Below are 14,362 nucleotides of genomic sequence, written 5' to 3'. Positions count from 1 at the left end.
ACAAACCTGGGAAACAACATCATGAAAAAGTTCTCTGTCCTGCTGGCAGCGACAGCCCTGGCTTCGGTCATGGCCACCGCCGCCTACTCCAAGACGCTTGTCTACTGCTCTGAGGGATCGCCGGAAGGCTTCGATCCGAGCCTCTACACCGCAGGCACGACCTTTGACGCTTCCTCGCGTACGGTTTACAGCCGCCTCGTCGAATTCAAGCACGGCGGTACGGAGATCGAGCCCGGCGTTGCCGACAGCTGGACCGTTTCGGACGACGGCAAGGAATACACTTTCAAGCTGCATCCGGGCGTAAAGTTCCAGACGACCGACTTCTTCACGCCGACGCGTGACCTGACGGCCGATGACGTCGTTTTCTCGTTCGAGCGCCAGCTGCGCGCCGACAATCCGTGGAACAAGTATGTTGAAGGCGGTTCTTACGAATACGCTGCCGGCATGGGCTTCCCGGATCTTGTCAAGTCGATCGAAAAGGTTGACGACCTGACGGTCAAGTTCACGCTGAACCGTCCGGAAGCTCCGTTCCTGGCCGACCTCGCCATGGACTTTGCATCGATCGTTTCCAAGGAATATGCCGACAAGCTCGCAGCTGACGGCAAGATGGCTCAGCTGAACCAGCAGCCGCTCGGCACCGGTCCCTTCACCTTCGTTGCCTACCAGCCGGATGCCGTCATCCGCTACAAGGCCAACGAAACCTACTTCAAGGGCAAGGAAAAGATCGACGATCTCGTATTCGCGATCACCACCGACGCTTCGGTCCGCGCCCAGAAGCTGAAGGCCGGCGAATGCCACATCGTTCCTTATCCGAACGCTGCTGACGTTTCCGAGCTGAAGAAGGACGAGAACCTCACCGTTGCCGAACAGCCGGGCCTCAACATCGGCTTCCTCGCCTACAACACGCAGATGGCTCCCTTCGACAAGCCGGAAGTCCGCCGCGCGCTGAACATGGCGATCAACAAGCAGGCTATCGTTGACGCCGTCTTCCAGGGCGCCGCCACCGTTGCCAAGAACCCGATCCCGCCGACAATGTGGTCGTACAATGATGCCGTCGTTGACGACAAGTACGATCCGGAAGGCTCGAAGAAGGCTCTTGAAGCTGCAGGCATCAAGGATCTTTCGATGAAGATCTGGGCAATGCCGGTTTCGCGTCCGTACATGCTGAACGCACGCCGCGCAGCTGAACTGATGCAGGCCGACTTCGCCAAGGTTGGCGTCAAGGTCGAAATCGTTACCCATGAATGGGCCGAATACCTGAAGCTCTCCTCCGACGTGAAGCGCGATGGCGCCGTCATCCTCGGCTGGACCGGCGACAACGGCGACCCGGACAACTTCATGGACACGCTGCTCGGCTGCACGGCTGTTGGCGGTAACAACCGCGCTCAGTGGTGCAACAAGGACTATGACGATCTGATGAAGAAGGCCAAGCAGACGGCCGACGTCGCAGAACGCACCAAGCTCTATGAGCAGGCTCAGCTGATCTTCAAGAAGGAAGCTCCTTGGGCAACGATCGACCACTCGGTCGTCTTCGTTCCGATGAGCAAGAAGGTCACGGGCTTCCACATGGACCCGCTCGGTATCCACCGCTTCGACGGCGTGGACATTTCCGAATAATAGAAAATCTGTAAACTGTCCGGCGAGAGCCGGGCTTGGCCGGCGGTCAGGATCATCCTGACCGCCGGAAACTATTGGACACCTGCCATGTTACGTTTTTTCATCGGCCGCCTTGCGGTGCTGATCCCAACGTTCCTCGGCGTTTCGCTCATCGCCTTTTCGTTCATCCGCCTGCTTCCGGGCGACCCCGTCATGTTGTTGTCGGGCGAACGAGTCATGGCGCCTGAACGTCACGCCCAGATCATGCATGATCTCGGCTTCGACAGGCCGATGTATGTGCAGTATTTCGATTACCTGGGTAAGGTCTTGCACGGCGATCTCGGAACCTCGATCGTCACCAAGCGCCCGGTTCTCGGCGAATTCTTCACGCTCTTCCCGGCTACGCTGGAACTGTCGCTCTGCGCCATCATCCTGGCGGCTCTGCTCGGCATTCCCGCCGGCGTTTTTGCAGCGGTCAAGCGAGGGACCTGGTTCGACCAGAGCGTGATGGGCGTTGCCCTTATCGGCTATTCGATGCCGATCTTCTGGTGGGGCCTGCTGCTCGTCATCTTCTTCTCCGGCTATCTCGGCTGGACGCCCGTTTCGGGCCGCATCTCGCTGATGTATTTCTTCAAGCCGGTCACCGGCTTCATGCTGATCGACAGTCTGCTGTCCGGCCAGGCCGGCGCCTTCAAGTCCGCCGTCAGCTACCTCATCTTGCCGACCATCGTTCTCGCCACCATTCCGCTGGCCGTCATCGCGCGCCAGACGCGCTCGGCGATGCTCGAAGTGCTGGGTGAGGACTATGTGCGCACCGCCCGCTCGAAGGGTCTGAAACCCCTGCGCGTCGTCGGCGTCCATGCGCTGCGCAACGCCATGATCCCCGTCATCACGACCATCGGTCTTCAGGTCGGCGTGCTGCTCGCAGGCGCGATCCTGACCGAGACGATCTTCTCCTGGCCGGGTATCGGCAAGTGGATGGTCGATGCGGTCTTCAAGCGTGACTATGCGGTCGTCCAGGGTGGTCTTCTGCTGATCGCCGGCATCATCATGCTGGTCAATCTGCTCGTCGACGTCACCTATGGCCTTATCAACCCGCGTATTCGTCACTAGGAGCGGCCCATGAGCACGGTATCTACCAAAACCGGCCAGCCATCCGCCCTCGCGGAGTTCTGGTACTATTTCTCGCGAAACAAGGGCGCCGTCATCGGCCTCTTCATCTTCCTGCTGATCCTCGTCATCGCCATCGGCGCGCCAATCGTCGCTCCGCATGCGCCTGACGAGCAGAACCGCCAGCTTCTGCTGTCGGTGCCGTTCTGGATGGACGGCGGCAGCTTCTCCTATCCGCTCGGCACCGATGCCGTCGGCCGTGATATCCTGTCGCGTCTGATCTATGGCGCGCGCTTCTCGCTGTTCATCGGCGTCGTCGTCGTCACGCTCTCGGTCGTCGCCGGCGTTCTGATCGGTCTCGTTGCCGGTTATTTCCGCGGCCGCGTCGACATCGTCATCATGCGCCTGATGGATATCATCCTGGCCTTCCCGTCGCTGCTGCTCGCCCTGGTGCTGGTTGCGGTTCTCGGCCCGGGCCTGACCAACGCGATGATCGCCATCTCGATCGTCAACCAGCCGCACTTCGTCCGCCTGACGCGCGCTGCCGTCATGAGCGAACGCGAGAAGGAATATGTCGTCGCTTCCCGCGTCGCCGGTGCCGGCACGCTGCGCCTGATGTTCAAGACCATCCTGCCGAACTGCCTGGCCTCGCTGATCGTTCAGGCAACGCTCGCCTTCTCGGCGGCGATCCTCGACGCAGCCGCCCTCGGCTTCCTCGGCATGGGCGCACAGCCGCCGACACCCGAGTGGGGCACGATGCTTGCCGAAGCGCGTGAGTTCATCCAGCGCGCCTGGTGGGTGGTCACTTTCCCGGGTCTCGCGATCCTCATCACCGTCGTCGCCATCAACCTCATGGGTGACGGCCTGCGTGATGCGCTCGATCCCAAGCTGAAGAGGTCCTGATATGGCACTTCTCGAAATCGAAAATCTCGTCGTCGAGTTTCAGACGTCGACCGGTGCCTTCCGCGCCGTAGACGGCGTCTCCCTGAAGGTCGATCCGGGCGAAGTTCTCGCCATCGTCGGCGAATCCGGTTCCGGCAAGTCGGTCTCGATGCTGGCCGCCATGGGCCTGCTGCCCTGGACGGCCAAGGTCACCGCCGACAAGATGGTCTTCGACGGCCAGAACCTGCTCGGCATGTCCGGCTCCCAGCGGCGCCAGATCATCGGCAAGGACATGTCGATGATCTTCCAGGAACCGATCGCCAGCCTCAATCCGTGCTTCACGGTCGGCTTCCAGATCGAGGAAGTCCTGAAGATCCATCTCGGCCTCGACAAGGCTGCCCGCCGCAAGCGCGCGATCGAGCTCTTCGAGGCAGTCGGTATTCCGAACCCGGCCGAGCGGCTCAACCACTTCCCGCACCAGATGTCGGGTGGCCAGTGCCAGCGCGTGATGATCGCCATCGCGATCGCCTGCAATCCGAAGCTCTTGATCGCCGACGAGCCGACCACCGCGCTCGACGTGACGATCCAGAAGCAGATCCTCGATCTCCTGATGCGGCTGCAGACGGAACATCGCATGGGCCTGATCATGATCACCCACAACATGGGCGTGGTCGCGGAAACCGCCGATCGCGTGATCGTTCAGTACAAGGGCAAGAAGATGGAAGAGGCCGACGTCCTGTCGCTCTTCGAAGCGCCGAAGAGCGATTATACGCGCGCTCTGCTCGCAGCTCTTCCCGACAACGCCACCGGTGATCGCCTGCCGACCATCGGCGAGCTTTTCAATCAGGGAGCGGCTCAATGACGCCAGTCCTCGAAGCCAAGAATATCGTCCGCGACTACTATCTGCCGGGCGGCCTGTTCAAGCAGGCAAAGACCGTTCATGCCGTCAAGGGCGTGAGCTTCAAGGTCGAGCAGGGCAAGACGCTGGCGATCGTCGGCGAAAGCGGCTGCGGCAAGTCCACGCTTGCCCGTATCGTCACCATGATCGATCCTGCCACGGCAGGCGAGCTGATGATCGACGGGAAGAAGGTGGACATCGCCGCCGGCGACCTGACGCCGGAGATCCGCCGCAAGGTGCAGATCGTCTTCCAGAACCCCTATGGTTCGCTGAACCCGCGCAAGAAGATCGGCGACATCCTGATGGAGCCGCTGATCATCAACACCAATACGCCCGCTGCCGAACGGCGCGAACTGGCGATGGCGATGCTCAAGAAGGTCGGTCTCCAAGAGATCCACTTCAATCGCTATCCGCACATGTTCTCCGGCGGTCAACGCCAGCGTATCGCCATTGCGCGCGCCCTGATGCTGAAGCCGCGGCTTCTGGTTCTCGACGAGCCGGTCTCGGCGCTCGACCTCTCGGTGCAGGCACAGGTGCTGAACCTGCTCGCCGACCTGCAGGACGAGCTGAACCTCACCTACGTCTTCATCAGCCACGACCTCTCGGTCGTTCGCTACATGGCAGACGACGTCATGGTGATGTATTTCGGCGAAGCAGTCGAATACGGTAGCCGCGATCAGGTTTTCAGCGATCCGCAGCACAGCTATACCAAGACGCTGTTTGCGGCGACGCCGCGGGCCGATGTCGACACCATCCGGGCACGTCTGGCCCGCAAGGCGGCCGTTGCTTCCTAAGGCACGATAGCCCGAAAACGAGGATCAGAAATGCCGGAGATCGACCGCAAGCCCCATGCCATCATCGTCATGGGCGTCAGCGGCTCCGGAAAATCCTCGATCGGCGAGAAACTGGCGGAGGCGCTCAGCCTCCGCTTCGTCGAAGGCGACCAGCTTCATCCGCGCGCCAATGTCGAGAAGATGTCGAAGGGCATTCCCTTGACCGACGACGACCGGATGCCCTGGCTCGATCTCATCGGCGAGACGATCAAGGCCGCACTTGCCAGGGGCGAGGGCGTCATCGTCTCCTGCTCCGCGCTGAAGCGCATCTACCGCGAGCGGCTGCGCAGTGCCGCCGGCGGCAATCTCTTCTTTGTCTATCTGGATGGCTCGAAGGAGCTGCTGACCGACCGCATGGGTCACCGCACCGGCCATTTCATGCCGGCCTCGCTGCTCGAAAGCCAGCTCGCAACCCTCGAAGTCCCGACCGGCGAACCCGGCGTCGTCACCGTCGATATCGACGATACGATCGAGGGAATTGCGCAAGCGGCGCGAAACAAGCTCGCGCCGCTCGGTATTTCCTAGCCGTCGATCCGGCGCAGGTTCTTCTTCTCCAGGAAGAAGAACGGGCGGAACTTCACGCCGACGATATTCCCCGCAAAGGCCGAGAGCGCCCAGAGGTAGCCATGCAGGCTGCCAGATGCAATGCCGGAGAAATAGGCGCCGATATTGCAGCCATAGGCGATGCGCGCGCCATAGCCGAGCAGCAGGCCGCCGACGACAGCAGCAACGACCGAGCGCAGCGGGATATCCCAGCTCGGCGAGAAACGTCCGGCAAGCGACGACGCGAGCATCGCACCGGCAATGATGCCGAAATCCATGACCGAGGTGATATCGGCAAAGACGCTATCGGAAAGCGCCTTGGCATTGGCCGGCGTCTGCCAGTAGGCCCAGGCGGTCGGGTCGATGCCGAGCAGCAGTGCGCCCTTCGCACCCCAGAGCGCGAAGGCCGAAGTGATGCCCCAGGGGCGGCCGGCGATCGCGAGCGTCACGAAGTTCAGAAGCGCAAGCGCCACGGCGCCGAGCACCAGCGGCCAGGGACCGCGCAGGAAGCGCGACAGGCCCTGGCGCGGCGAGGGGGCCGGCTGCTCAAGCGAGCCATGCCAGCGCTTTTCGACGATGACGCTGATCCAGGCAACAGCGGCGAAGATCAAAAGCGAAACGGCGATACCGCCCACGGCGCCGAAGCTCTGCACGAGCGAAGTCGGCGGCAGCGACGGCAGGCTCACCCACCAGTCGAAATTCACGGTGCCGAGCACAGAGCCGATGATGAAGAACAAGAGCGTGATCAGCATGCGTGCATTGCCGCCGCCGGCGGTGAACAGCGTGCCCGAAGCGCAACCGCCGCCAAGCTGCATGCCGATGCCGAACATGAAGGATCCGGCGATGACGCCGAGGCCCGCAGGCGAAACCGAGCCCTTCACCTCATGGCCGAACAGCGTGCCGCTTGCGAGGAACGGGAAGAACAGCACCACGGCGATCGCAAGCAGGATCATCTGCACCCGCAAGCCGCGGCCGCGGCCGTCGAGAATGAGAACGCGCCAGGCGGAGGTGAAGCCGAAGGCGGCATGATAGAGCGCGATGCCGAGCGCCCCGCCGACGAGGAAGAGCGCGCCCTGCGCCGGTCCGTAGTAATAGCCGAGCAGCAGCGTACCGAGAACGAGGACGGCAAGCGAGCCGAGGCCCGGCGTTCCGAGCGATGGTTCTTTCAGCCCGGGAAGGCTGGGTGAAGCGATGGACATGGGATTCTCCTGAAATTCTAGCGCAATACTAGAACTTCAGGCTCCGGTTTTGGAGGAATCCTATTTCCTTGAAGCGGCGCGATGCGGATTCATCTGGCGCCGAAAAGCTAAATTACGCAAGCGCTTAGGCATTGAAGCGCTGCGGCGAATAGGCCGAGATATCGATAAACGGCGTCTCGCCGGTGATCAGCTCCGCCAGCACCCGGCCGGTCACCGGTCCGAGCGTCAGCCCGTGATGGGCATGGCCGAAGGCGAACCACAGGCCGTTATGGCGCGGCGCCTTGCCGATGATGGGCATCATATCCGGCGTGCAGGGGCGGGCGCCCATCCACGGTTCGGGGTCGAGGCGCTCGCCGAGCGGGAAGATGGTGCGGGCCACCTTCTCGGCGCGATCGAGCTGCACCGGGGTCTTCGGCGCATCGAGCGTTGCGAATTCCGCGCCGGTCGTCAGGCGGATGCCTTTGTTCATCGGCGCCAGGAAATAGCCGCGTTCTGCGTCCAGCGTCCAGTTGTTGAGCACGGTATTGCCCTGCGCGGCGTAATGCATGTGATAGCCGCGCTTGACGCCGAGCGGGAAGGAATAGCCGAGCCGCTTCGTCGCCACCGCCGCCCAGGGGCCGAGCGCCAGCACCGCGTCATCGGCATCAACAGGCCCTTCGACGGTCGCGATCCGCCAGCCGGAACCGGCCTGTCCCAGCGAGTTCGCGTCGCCGCTGACGAAGCGGCCGCCGATGCTTTCGAAATAGGCGCAATAGGCCGCCGTCAGCGCATGCGGATCCAGCACGGACCACGGATCGCGCCAGCGCAGGCCGCCCTTGAAGGTCTGCGTCAGGCCCGGCTCGATGCCGGCAACATCGGCGGAACCGAGCTTGTCATAGGTGACGCCGAATTCGCGTTCCCAGAGAGCGGCTTCGGCAATCGCCTCGTCGAACTTCTCCTGGGTCCGGAACACCCGCATCCAGCCGTCCTTGCGGATCAGCGCCTCCGCATTCGAGGATTCGATCAGGTCGCGGTGTTCGGAAACCGAGTTCTCGATCAGCGGCGCATAGGCGCGGGTGATCGCCTCGTGGCGGCGCGCATTGGAGTTCCACCAGTAGCGGGCGAGGAACGCCACCTGCTTCGGCAGCGTCTTCAGGTGATAATGGGCGTCGATGCGGTTGTTCAGCGCATAACGCAGCAACAGGCCAAGCTGCTGCGGAAAGCCGTAGGGCACCACGCCCTCGCGCTGGATGAGACCGGCATTGCCGAACGACGTTTCGTTGCCGGGTGCCTTGCGATCGACCAGCACCACCTGCCGCCCGCGGCGTTGCAGATGAATGGCAGTCGAAACGCCGATGATGCCGGCACCGAGAACGATCGCAGTCTTGGTCATTTTTTCTTGCAGCCCACTGAGTTCCAAGACCCGAAAATGCCCTTAGGCTGGCCGCGGTGCAAACGAAAAATCGCCTTTCATTTCAATTTCATTGCCCGCTCAGTGCGGCATTTTCAACGCCGATGCGCACCCACAGCATCGCCGCGTTCAGAATGGAGAAAAGCAGGGCGTAGAGGGGCAGGCCAAAGGCAAGCGGCAGCGCCGCGATCTCGCCTGCCACGATCACGTAATTCGGATGCCTGACGAGCCTGTAAGGCCCCGCTGTCACCAGCTGTTCGCCGGGCAGCACGATCACCCGCGTCGTCCATCGCCCTTTCAATGTCACTAGAACCCAGACCCGCAGCGCCTGCAGCAGCAGAAACACCGCCAGCCAGCCAACCTGCACCTGATGCCCAAGCGCCAGCAGCCACAGACCGCCAAGCCAGGCCGCATGCAGTGCGACCATGACAGGATAATGCGCCGCGCCGGCCTCTCGCGCACCGCGGGCCATGAGCGCCCGCGTGTTGCGTCTCGCAATCAGCAATTCGGCCAGCCGCTGCAGTGTCACGAAGCCGAGGAGAAGGAGGGAAGGCAGCATCACCCGATCCTCTTCAGCGTCACGCAGCTTGCGGAAAAGCCGGGTCCCATGGCGATGACGGCGGCGCGCTCCGGCAGGCCGGTGCGGATGGCGCGCTCCAGCACGAAGAGCACTGTCGGCGACGACATGTTGCCGAATTCGGCAAGCACTGCGCGCTCGTGATCGAGACTTTCTGGCTCCAGCCCAAGCGTCGTCTCCATCGCACCGATCACCTTCGCGCCGCCCGGATGGCAGATGAAGCGACCTATATCGCTGCGTTCGAGGCCACTGCGCGAAAGAATGCCATCGATCGCCGGTCCGAGTTCACGCTCGGCAAAGGGCGGCAACGATTGCGCCAGGAGGATGCCGAAGCCGGTATCGTCGATCTTCCAGCCCATGATATCGAGCGTATCCGGAAAGAGATGCTCGCCCGAAGATTCCACCTCGGCGATCCCGCGCTCGCCGTTCTGCAGCACGCAGGCCGCCGCCCCATCGGCAAACAGCGCGGTGGCGATAATGTTCGGCCGCGTCAGTTCGTCCAGCCGGAATGCCAGCGTGCAGAGCTCAAGCGCCACGAAAAGCACCGTCTTGCCCGGCCGCACCGCCGCGATCCGCGACGCAATCCCGAGGCCGGAAACACCGGCCGCGCAGCCGAGCCCGAAGACTGGCACACGCTCGATATCCGCCCTGAACCCCAGCTGCCGGGCAAGCCGCGCATCGAGGCTCGGCGTCATGATCCCGGTCGAGGAGACCGTCACCACGCAGTCGATATCGCTTCCGGAGATACCGGCCTGCGCCAGCGCCTTTTCCGCCGCCTCGGCAAAGAGCTGGCTGGCGACTTGCGTATAGGTCTCCATCCGGTCTTGCCAGCCGTGATGCGTGTCGAACCAGGAGAGCGGCCGTGCTGCATGCCGCTTGCTGATCCCGGCATTCTCGAACACGCCGGCAAGATGCCGGAAATCCTTGAAGCGATGCGCAAACAGGCGCGCGGAGGCAGCCGCGGCCTCCTCTTGCGTGATGATATCAGTCGGAACGGCGGTCGCGAGACTGAGCAGTTTCACCGTTGGGTTCACGGAGTTCTCCTTGTTCTGTCGGCGGGCGGAGAACACCCGGGCACCGGCTTTATTCGGCGCGGAGCCCTCACAAAAAGGTGATCGGAGAAAATCGTCAGCCCCGCCGAATAAAATCCCGGCGAGCGGTGTTCTCGGCGTGCAACGTCATTTTCCCTGGAGATTTTCCCATGACGACCACGACTGTCCGTATCGCTTCTCTCGTCCTCGGCGGCCTGATTGCCGCGTCGGCATTCTCCGTCCCGGTCTTCGCCGCGGGCGACGACAGCGAGACCATGCCGGTCTGCAAGAAGGGCGAGGTCTACGACAAGAAGGCCAAGAAGTGCGTGAAGCAGAGCAGCGCCAACATCACCGACGAGAACCGCACCGACTACGCATACTCGCTGGCGAAGGCCGCCCGCTATGACGAAGCGCTCGCCATGCTCGACACCGTCAAGGACCAGAACAATGCCGAAGTGCTGAATTACCGCGGCTATGCCACCCGCAAGCTCGGCCGCACCGATGAAGGTATTTCCTACTACCTGCAGTCCGTGAAGCTCGATCCGCAATATGCCAAGGTTCGCGAATATCTCGGCGAAGCCTACGTCATCAAGGGCCAGCTCGACATGGCCAAGGACCAGCTGGCAACGATCAAGACAATCTGCGGCACCGGCTGCGAAGAGTATCAGGATCTGAACGCCGCGATCATCGATCCGTCGAAGATCTGAGGCGTCGGGAAATGGGCGAAGCCGGCTGCAAAGGATTGCTCTGATGGCGGTCGCACACGCCCCGTTTCTTGCCTATAGTCGCGCGAAATCGGAGTCGCCGGTCAAACCGGCGGCGCCGCCGAAAACAGCAGGCGCGGAGGCTGCCATCGCGAGCGAAGCGGATATCAGGAAGGGCCTGACGGAGCATCTCTCCCGTCTTTGGCGCTATGGCCTCGTGCTCTCGCGCAAGCGGGATACCGCCGAAGACCTCGTGCAACAGACCTGCATGCGGGCGCTCGAACGCGCCGCGCAGTTCGAGCCCGGCACGCGGCTGGACCGCTGGCTGTTTTCGATCCTGCACTCGATCTGGCTGAACGAGATCAGGGCAAGCAAGGTGCGCCAGGGCCAAGGCTTTGCCGATGCCGAGGAGGTGCTGGTCTTCGACGGCGCAAGCGCAACGGAAACGCATGTCGCGGCATCGCAGCTGCTGCGCAAGGTCGAAGCCCTGCCGGAAGCCCAGCGCAGCGCCGTGTTTCTGGCCTATGTGGAAGGCCTGTCCTATCGTGAGGTCGCAGACATCTTGAACATACCGATCGGAACCGTCATGAGCCGCCTGGCTGCTGCTCGTGCCAAGCTTTCCGGAACCGCAGCCGAAGGAGGGCGCGAATGAGCAGCACGATCCGCATGCCTTCCGACGAAGAACTGACGGCATTCCTCGACGGCGAACTCTCCCCGGAGGAAACGGCCCGCATCGAATCTCTCGCAAATGCCGATGACGAGGTCGCCGCACGCATCGAATTTCTGGCCGCAGGCAGCATGCCGTTCCGCGAGGCCTTCGCGCCGCTTCTCGACGAAGCTCCGAAGGCGAAGCTGGAAGCCATTCTGGCGGCCATTGCGGCGGCGCAGCAAAAGCGCGGCCCGGCCTTCGCAAGCCGCCGCGGCTTTCTTGGTGCACTCGCCGCCTCGCTTGCCATCGGCGTCATCGCCGACCGCGCCTATCTCGGCATCGGCCGCAATCTCGGCCGCGACGAGGGCAGCGAATGGCGCAGCGTCGTTGCCGAATATATCGCGCTCTATACGCTGGATACGCTGGCAGGCCCGGTTCCCCCCGCCGATGTCCAGGCGGCCCAGCTCGCCCGCGTCGATAGCAAGCTCGGCCTCAACCTTTCGCCGGAAGCCGTCGCCCTGCCGGGTGTCGATTTCAAGCGCGCCCAGCTGCTCGAATATGACGATCAGCCCCTGGCGCAGATCGCCTATCTCGATCCCGAGAGCGGGCCGATGGCGCTCTGCATCGTCCGCTCCGAGAAGGGCGCCAAGGAACCCGACATTGAGGGGCGCAAGGGCATGAACGTCATCTACTGGTCGACAGCCACCCATGCCTTCATGCTGATCGGCCATGCGCCGGTCGATCGCATGCGCGAAATTGCCGATGCCGTCAGGCCAAAACTGACGGCTTGAGGCGCTCTCGCCATCTTCATGCCGATTTTGCGTGGTTTTGCCTGAGCCTCTCCTAATGAAGGGGCGCATCAGCGTGAACTGGATCAATCGTTATATCGACGAGCCGTTGCTTGACGGCGCGGCGAGCGTGCTCAAGGCATGGCATATCCGCACCGGCCAGGCGCCGGAGCGGCTGGAGCCGGTCTGGAATCTCACCGTCATCTCGCTTCTGACGGCAGGCTGCTGGTATGGCCTCTCGGGCATGCCGCTGGCGCTCAGCATCGCTGCGCTGGTCGCTCTCGCTCTGCCGTCGCTGCGCAAGCTGCTGCGGCTGAAGAAATCCAACGCCTATGATGCGCGCCAATACAAGTCGGCCCGCGCCCGCGCCGTCTCCAAGCGCGATGCCGAATGGTCGCTGCGCATGACGGTGCTGTCGGTCTCGGGCGGCCTGCCGTTCCTGGCCGGCAGCGACGATCCCGTCGGTCACGCCTTCATGGCGGGCGCCTGCGTCTGGTTCGTGCTGACCGCACCCGTGAAGTTCTATCTCGATGCTGCGGAGCCGCCGGCACCCGATCAGGGCGACGGCGCCGAGCGCGCCGTTTTCAACTTCGGCTGAGCTTTACCGCCAATCTGTGCCGGATCCGGCCGCCCGATGGAACTAAGTCCTTGGGCGGCCGTTATTATGTCAGTCCAACGCATAGGAGATCGCCATGCTGTATTACGCTCTGGTATTCCTCGTCGTGGCACTGATTGCCGGCGTGCTCGGCTTCGGCGGCATTGCAGGCGCTTCGGCGTCCATAGCGCAGGTTCTTTTCTTCATATTCCTGGTTCTCTTCGTCGTATCGCTCGTCATGCGCTTGATGCGCCGCTGACGGCACGAATGAACTGGATCGCATCCGGACCCGGCGGTGAAACGCCGGGTTTTCTGTGTCTGGATCAGCCGATCTCGTGCGGAAATGACACGCCCGTCCGGAAAATTCCGGCGTAAAGATTGGATTCAACATTTCCCAGTAAACTGCCGTTAACCATTCGTCCGGCCTCGTTCAGGCTGGATGCGTCAGTGTCGTTTTCTGTGTTGTGTACGAGTTCCATGCGTTTTTCGGCTGTACCCGCGATCTTTCTTGCCTGCCTGACAATTTCGGGCTGCGCATCCAGCACGACCCCGGAGGGCCTGGTATCAGGCGTCGTGTCGAAGGAAACGACGAGCTCGGTTTCCGCTTCACCGCCGCCTGCCGCCGTTCCGGCAGCCCCCGTCATGGCCGAAGTCGCCCCGCCCGCCGCCGTTCCGCATCAGGAAGAGCTCGCCTGGGCAGGCCGCGTGCCGCAGCCGCAGGCCTTCGAGCCGGTTGATCGCATGGTCGGCGCCCCCGTTCCGGCAGAGCGCCCCGAAGCGCTGATGGCAGCACCGCCGCCCGCCGCCGAACCTGCATTCTCCCCGCGCACCCGCTCGCGCATCTATGCCCACCGCTTCCGCGATGCCAAGCCGATCAATTTCGGCCGCGCTTCGCCGCGCAAGCTTGCCGTTCACGGCGTCGACGTCTCGCGCTGGCAGGGCGATATCGACTGGGTGACGCTGCGCAGCCAGGGCGCCAACTTCGCCTATATCAAGTCGACCGACGGCGGCGACCATCTCGACCCGATGTTCCGCACCAACTGGCAGCGCGCCAAGGCCGCCGGCATGAAGCGCGGCGCCTATCACTTCTTCTATTGGTGCCGCACCGCCGGCGAACAGGCTGACTGGTTCATCCGCAACGTCCCGCGCGACCCGGACGCCCTGCCGCCGGTGATCGACGTCGAGTGGAACGGCGAATCCAGCTGCAAGCGCCGCCCGTCACCCGAGCGCGTCGTCGAGAAGATGCAGGTCTTCATGGACAAGCTGGAGCGCCACTACGGCAAGCGCCCGATCATCTACACCGCGCCCGACTTCTACCGCGACAACCTGCGCGGCCAGTTCCAGAACCACCCCTTCTGGCTCCGCTCCGTCGCCGCCCACCCCGCCCAGGTCTATCCCGGCCGCCGCTGGATGCTCTGGCAATATTCCGGTTCAGGGCTTTCCCAGGGCGTGGAGGGGAAGATCGATCTGAACGTGTTCCATGGGTCGGAAGCGGAATGGCATGAGTTTGCCTCGCCGACGGCGGGGTGAGGGGGATTCCGGCCAAAGTAAACTCGCCGCCACGCCT

At 63.0% G+C, this 14,362-nt stretch carries 17 protein-coding genes; 12 read left to right on the top strand and 5 right to left on the bottom strand.

From position 1 onward, the window contains the following. Nucleotides 1-21 precede the first annotated feature (21 nt). From ACQZ5H_RS22915 to ACQZ5H_RS22890, 6 genes are all read left to right on the top strand, one after another. Nucleotides 22-1,617, top strand: a complete 1,596-nt coding sequence (locus tag ACQZ5H_RS22915; protein WP_112713164.1) for an ABC transporter substrate-binding protein — start codon at nucleotides 22-24, stop codon at nucleotides 1,615-1,617. Between the two features lie 87 nt (nucleotides 1,618-1,704). Next, the gene (locus ACQZ5H_RS22910; protein ID WP_112713162.1) at nucleotides 1,705-2,709 is read left to right on the top strand and encodes an ABC transporter permease subunit; all 1,005 of its coding nucleotides are present in this window, start codon (nucleotides 1,705-1,707) and stop codon (nucleotides 2,707-2,709) included. Between the two features lie 9 nt (nucleotides 2,710-2,718). Continuing rightward, on the top strand, nucleotides 2,719-3,609 hold the full coding sequence (locus ACQZ5H_RS22905; RefSeq protein WP_112713160.1) for an ABC transporter permease subunit: 891 nt from the start codon (nucleotides 2,719-2,721) through the stop codon (nucleotides 3,607-3,609). A gap of 1 nt (nucleotide 3,610) precedes the next feature. Beyond that, on the top strand, nucleotides 3,611-4,450 hold the full coding sequence (locus tag ACQZ5H_RS22900; RefSeq protein WP_449099084.1) for an ABC transporter ATP-binding protein: 840 nt from the start codon (nucleotides 3,611-3,613) through the stop codon (nucleotides 4,448-4,450). Continuing rightward, a complete protein-coding gene (locus ACQZ5H_RS22895) occupies nucleotides 4,447-5,280 on the top strand; it encodes a dipeptide ABC transporter ATP-binding protein (protein WP_112713156.1) in 834 nt (277 codons plus the stop codon). The genes ACQZ5H_RS22900 and ACQZ5H_RS22895 overlap by 4 nt, the downstream gene beginning before the upstream one ends. Nucleotides 5,281-5,310: 30 nt before the next feature. Next, a complete protein-coding gene (locus ACQZ5H_RS22890; protein ID WP_449099083.1) occupies nucleotides 5,311-5,844 on the top strand; it encodes a gluconokinase in 534 nt (177 codons plus the stop codon). On the opposite strand, the gene ACQZ5H_RS22885 is transcribed toward ACQZ5H_RS22890, so the two are convergent. The 4 genes from ACQZ5H_RS22885 to ACQZ5H_RS22870 form a co-directional block, all read right to left on the bottom strand. Beyond that, on the bottom strand, nucleotides 5,841-7,061 hold the full coding sequence (locus ACQZ5H_RS22885; RefSeq protein ID WP_449099082.1) for a YeeE/YedE family protein: 1,221 nt from the start codon (nucleotides 7,059-7,061) through the stop codon (nucleotides 5,841-5,843). The genes ACQZ5H_RS22890 and ACQZ5H_RS22885 overlap by 4 nt on opposite strands. 124 nt (nucleotides 7,062-7,185) lie before the next feature. Continuing rightward, nucleotides 7,186-8,433, bottom strand: a complete 1,248-nt coding sequence (locus ACQZ5H_RS22880) for an NAD(P)/FAD-dependent oxidoreductase (protein WP_203429553.1) — start codon at nucleotides 8,431-8,433, stop codon at nucleotides 7,186-7,188. Nucleotides 8,434-8,521: 88 nt separating this feature from the next. Next, nucleotides 8,522-9,013, bottom strand: a complete 492-nt coding sequence (locus tag ACQZ5H_RS22875; protein ID WP_449099081.1) for an isoprenylcysteine carboxyl methyltransferase family protein — start codon at nucleotides 9,011-9,013, stop codon at nucleotides 8,522-8,524. Beyond that, nucleotides 9,010-10,062, bottom strand: a complete 1,053-nt coding sequence (locus ACQZ5H_RS22870) for a type III polyketide synthase (RefSeq protein ID WP_449099080.1) — start codon at nucleotides 10,060-10,062, stop codon at nucleotides 9,010-9,012. The genes ACQZ5H_RS22875 and ACQZ5H_RS22870 overlap by 4 nt, the downstream gene beginning before the upstream one ends. 167 nt (nucleotides 10,063-10,229) lie before the next feature. Here ACQZ5H_RS22870 and ACQZ5H_RS22865 point away from each other — a divergent pair, with 167 nt between their 5' ends. From ACQZ5H_RS22865 to ACQZ5H_RS22845, 5 genes are all read left to right on the top strand, one after another. Beyond that, nucleotides 10,230-10,766 (top strand): tetratricopeptide repeat protein, encoded by a 537-nt coding sequence (locus tag ACQZ5H_RS22865; RefSeq protein ID WP_112713146.1) that lies wholly within the window; start codon nucleotides 10,230-10,232, stop codon nucleotides 10,764-10,766. A 43-nt stretch (nucleotides 10,767-10,809) separates the two neighbouring features. Beyond that, nucleotides 10,810-11,415: an RNA polymerase sigma factor gene (locus ACQZ5H_RS22860; protein ID WP_449099079.1), complete on the top strand. Its 606-nt coding sequence runs from the start codon at nucleotides 10,810-10,812 to the stop codon at nucleotides 11,413-11,415. Continuing rightward, nucleotides 11,412-12,203 carry an anti-sigma factor family protein gene (locus ACQZ5H_RS22855; protein ID WP_449099078.1) on the top strand — a complete coding sequence of 264 codons (792 nt, stop codon included), beginning with the start codon at nucleotides 11,412-11,414 and terminating at the stop codon, nucleotides 12,201-12,203. The genes ACQZ5H_RS22860 and ACQZ5H_RS22855 overlap by 4 nt, the downstream gene beginning before the upstream one ends. 55 nt (nucleotides 12,204-12,258) lie before the next feature. Continuing rightward, nucleotides 12,259-12,798 (top strand): hypothetical protein, encoded by a 540-nt coding sequence (locus ACQZ5H_RS22850; RefSeq protein WP_449099077.1) that lies wholly within the window; start codon nucleotides 12,259-12,261, stop codon nucleotides 12,796-12,798. Between the two features lie 94 nt (nucleotides 12,799-12,892). Next, the gene (locus ACQZ5H_RS22845) at nucleotides 12,893-13,054 is read left to right on the top strand and encodes a DUF1328 domain-containing protein (RefSeq protein ID WP_112387679.1); all 162 of its coding nucleotides are present in this window, start codon (nucleotides 12,893-12,895) and stop codon (nucleotides 13,052-13,054) included. Between the two features lie 64 nt (nucleotides 13,055-13,118). Here the strand turns inward: ACQZ5H_RS22845 and ACQZ5H_RS22840 are convergent, their stop codons facing one another. Beyond that, nucleotides 13,119-13,274 (bottom strand): hypothetical protein, encoded by a 156-nt coding sequence (locus ACQZ5H_RS22840; RefSeq protein WP_449099076.1) that lies wholly within the window; start codon nucleotides 13,272-13,274, stop codon nucleotides 13,119-13,121. On the opposite strand from ACQZ5H_RS22840, the gene ACQZ5H_RS22835 reads away from it, so the two are divergent. After that, complete coding sequence (locus tag ACQZ5H_RS22835) at nucleotides 13,273-14,325, top strand: glycoside hydrolase family 25 protein (protein WP_449099075.1); 1,053 nt, start codon at nucleotides 13,273-13,275, stop codon at nucleotides 14,323-14,325. The genes ACQZ5H_RS22840 and ACQZ5H_RS22835 overlap by 2 nt on opposite strands. The last annotated feature ends 37 nt before the right edge of the window (nucleotides 14,326-14,362 follow it).

Source organism: Rhizobium sp. 21-4511-3d (genome assembly GCF_053522545.1).
This window is presented reverse-complemented; position numbering and strand designations above follow the sequence as displayed.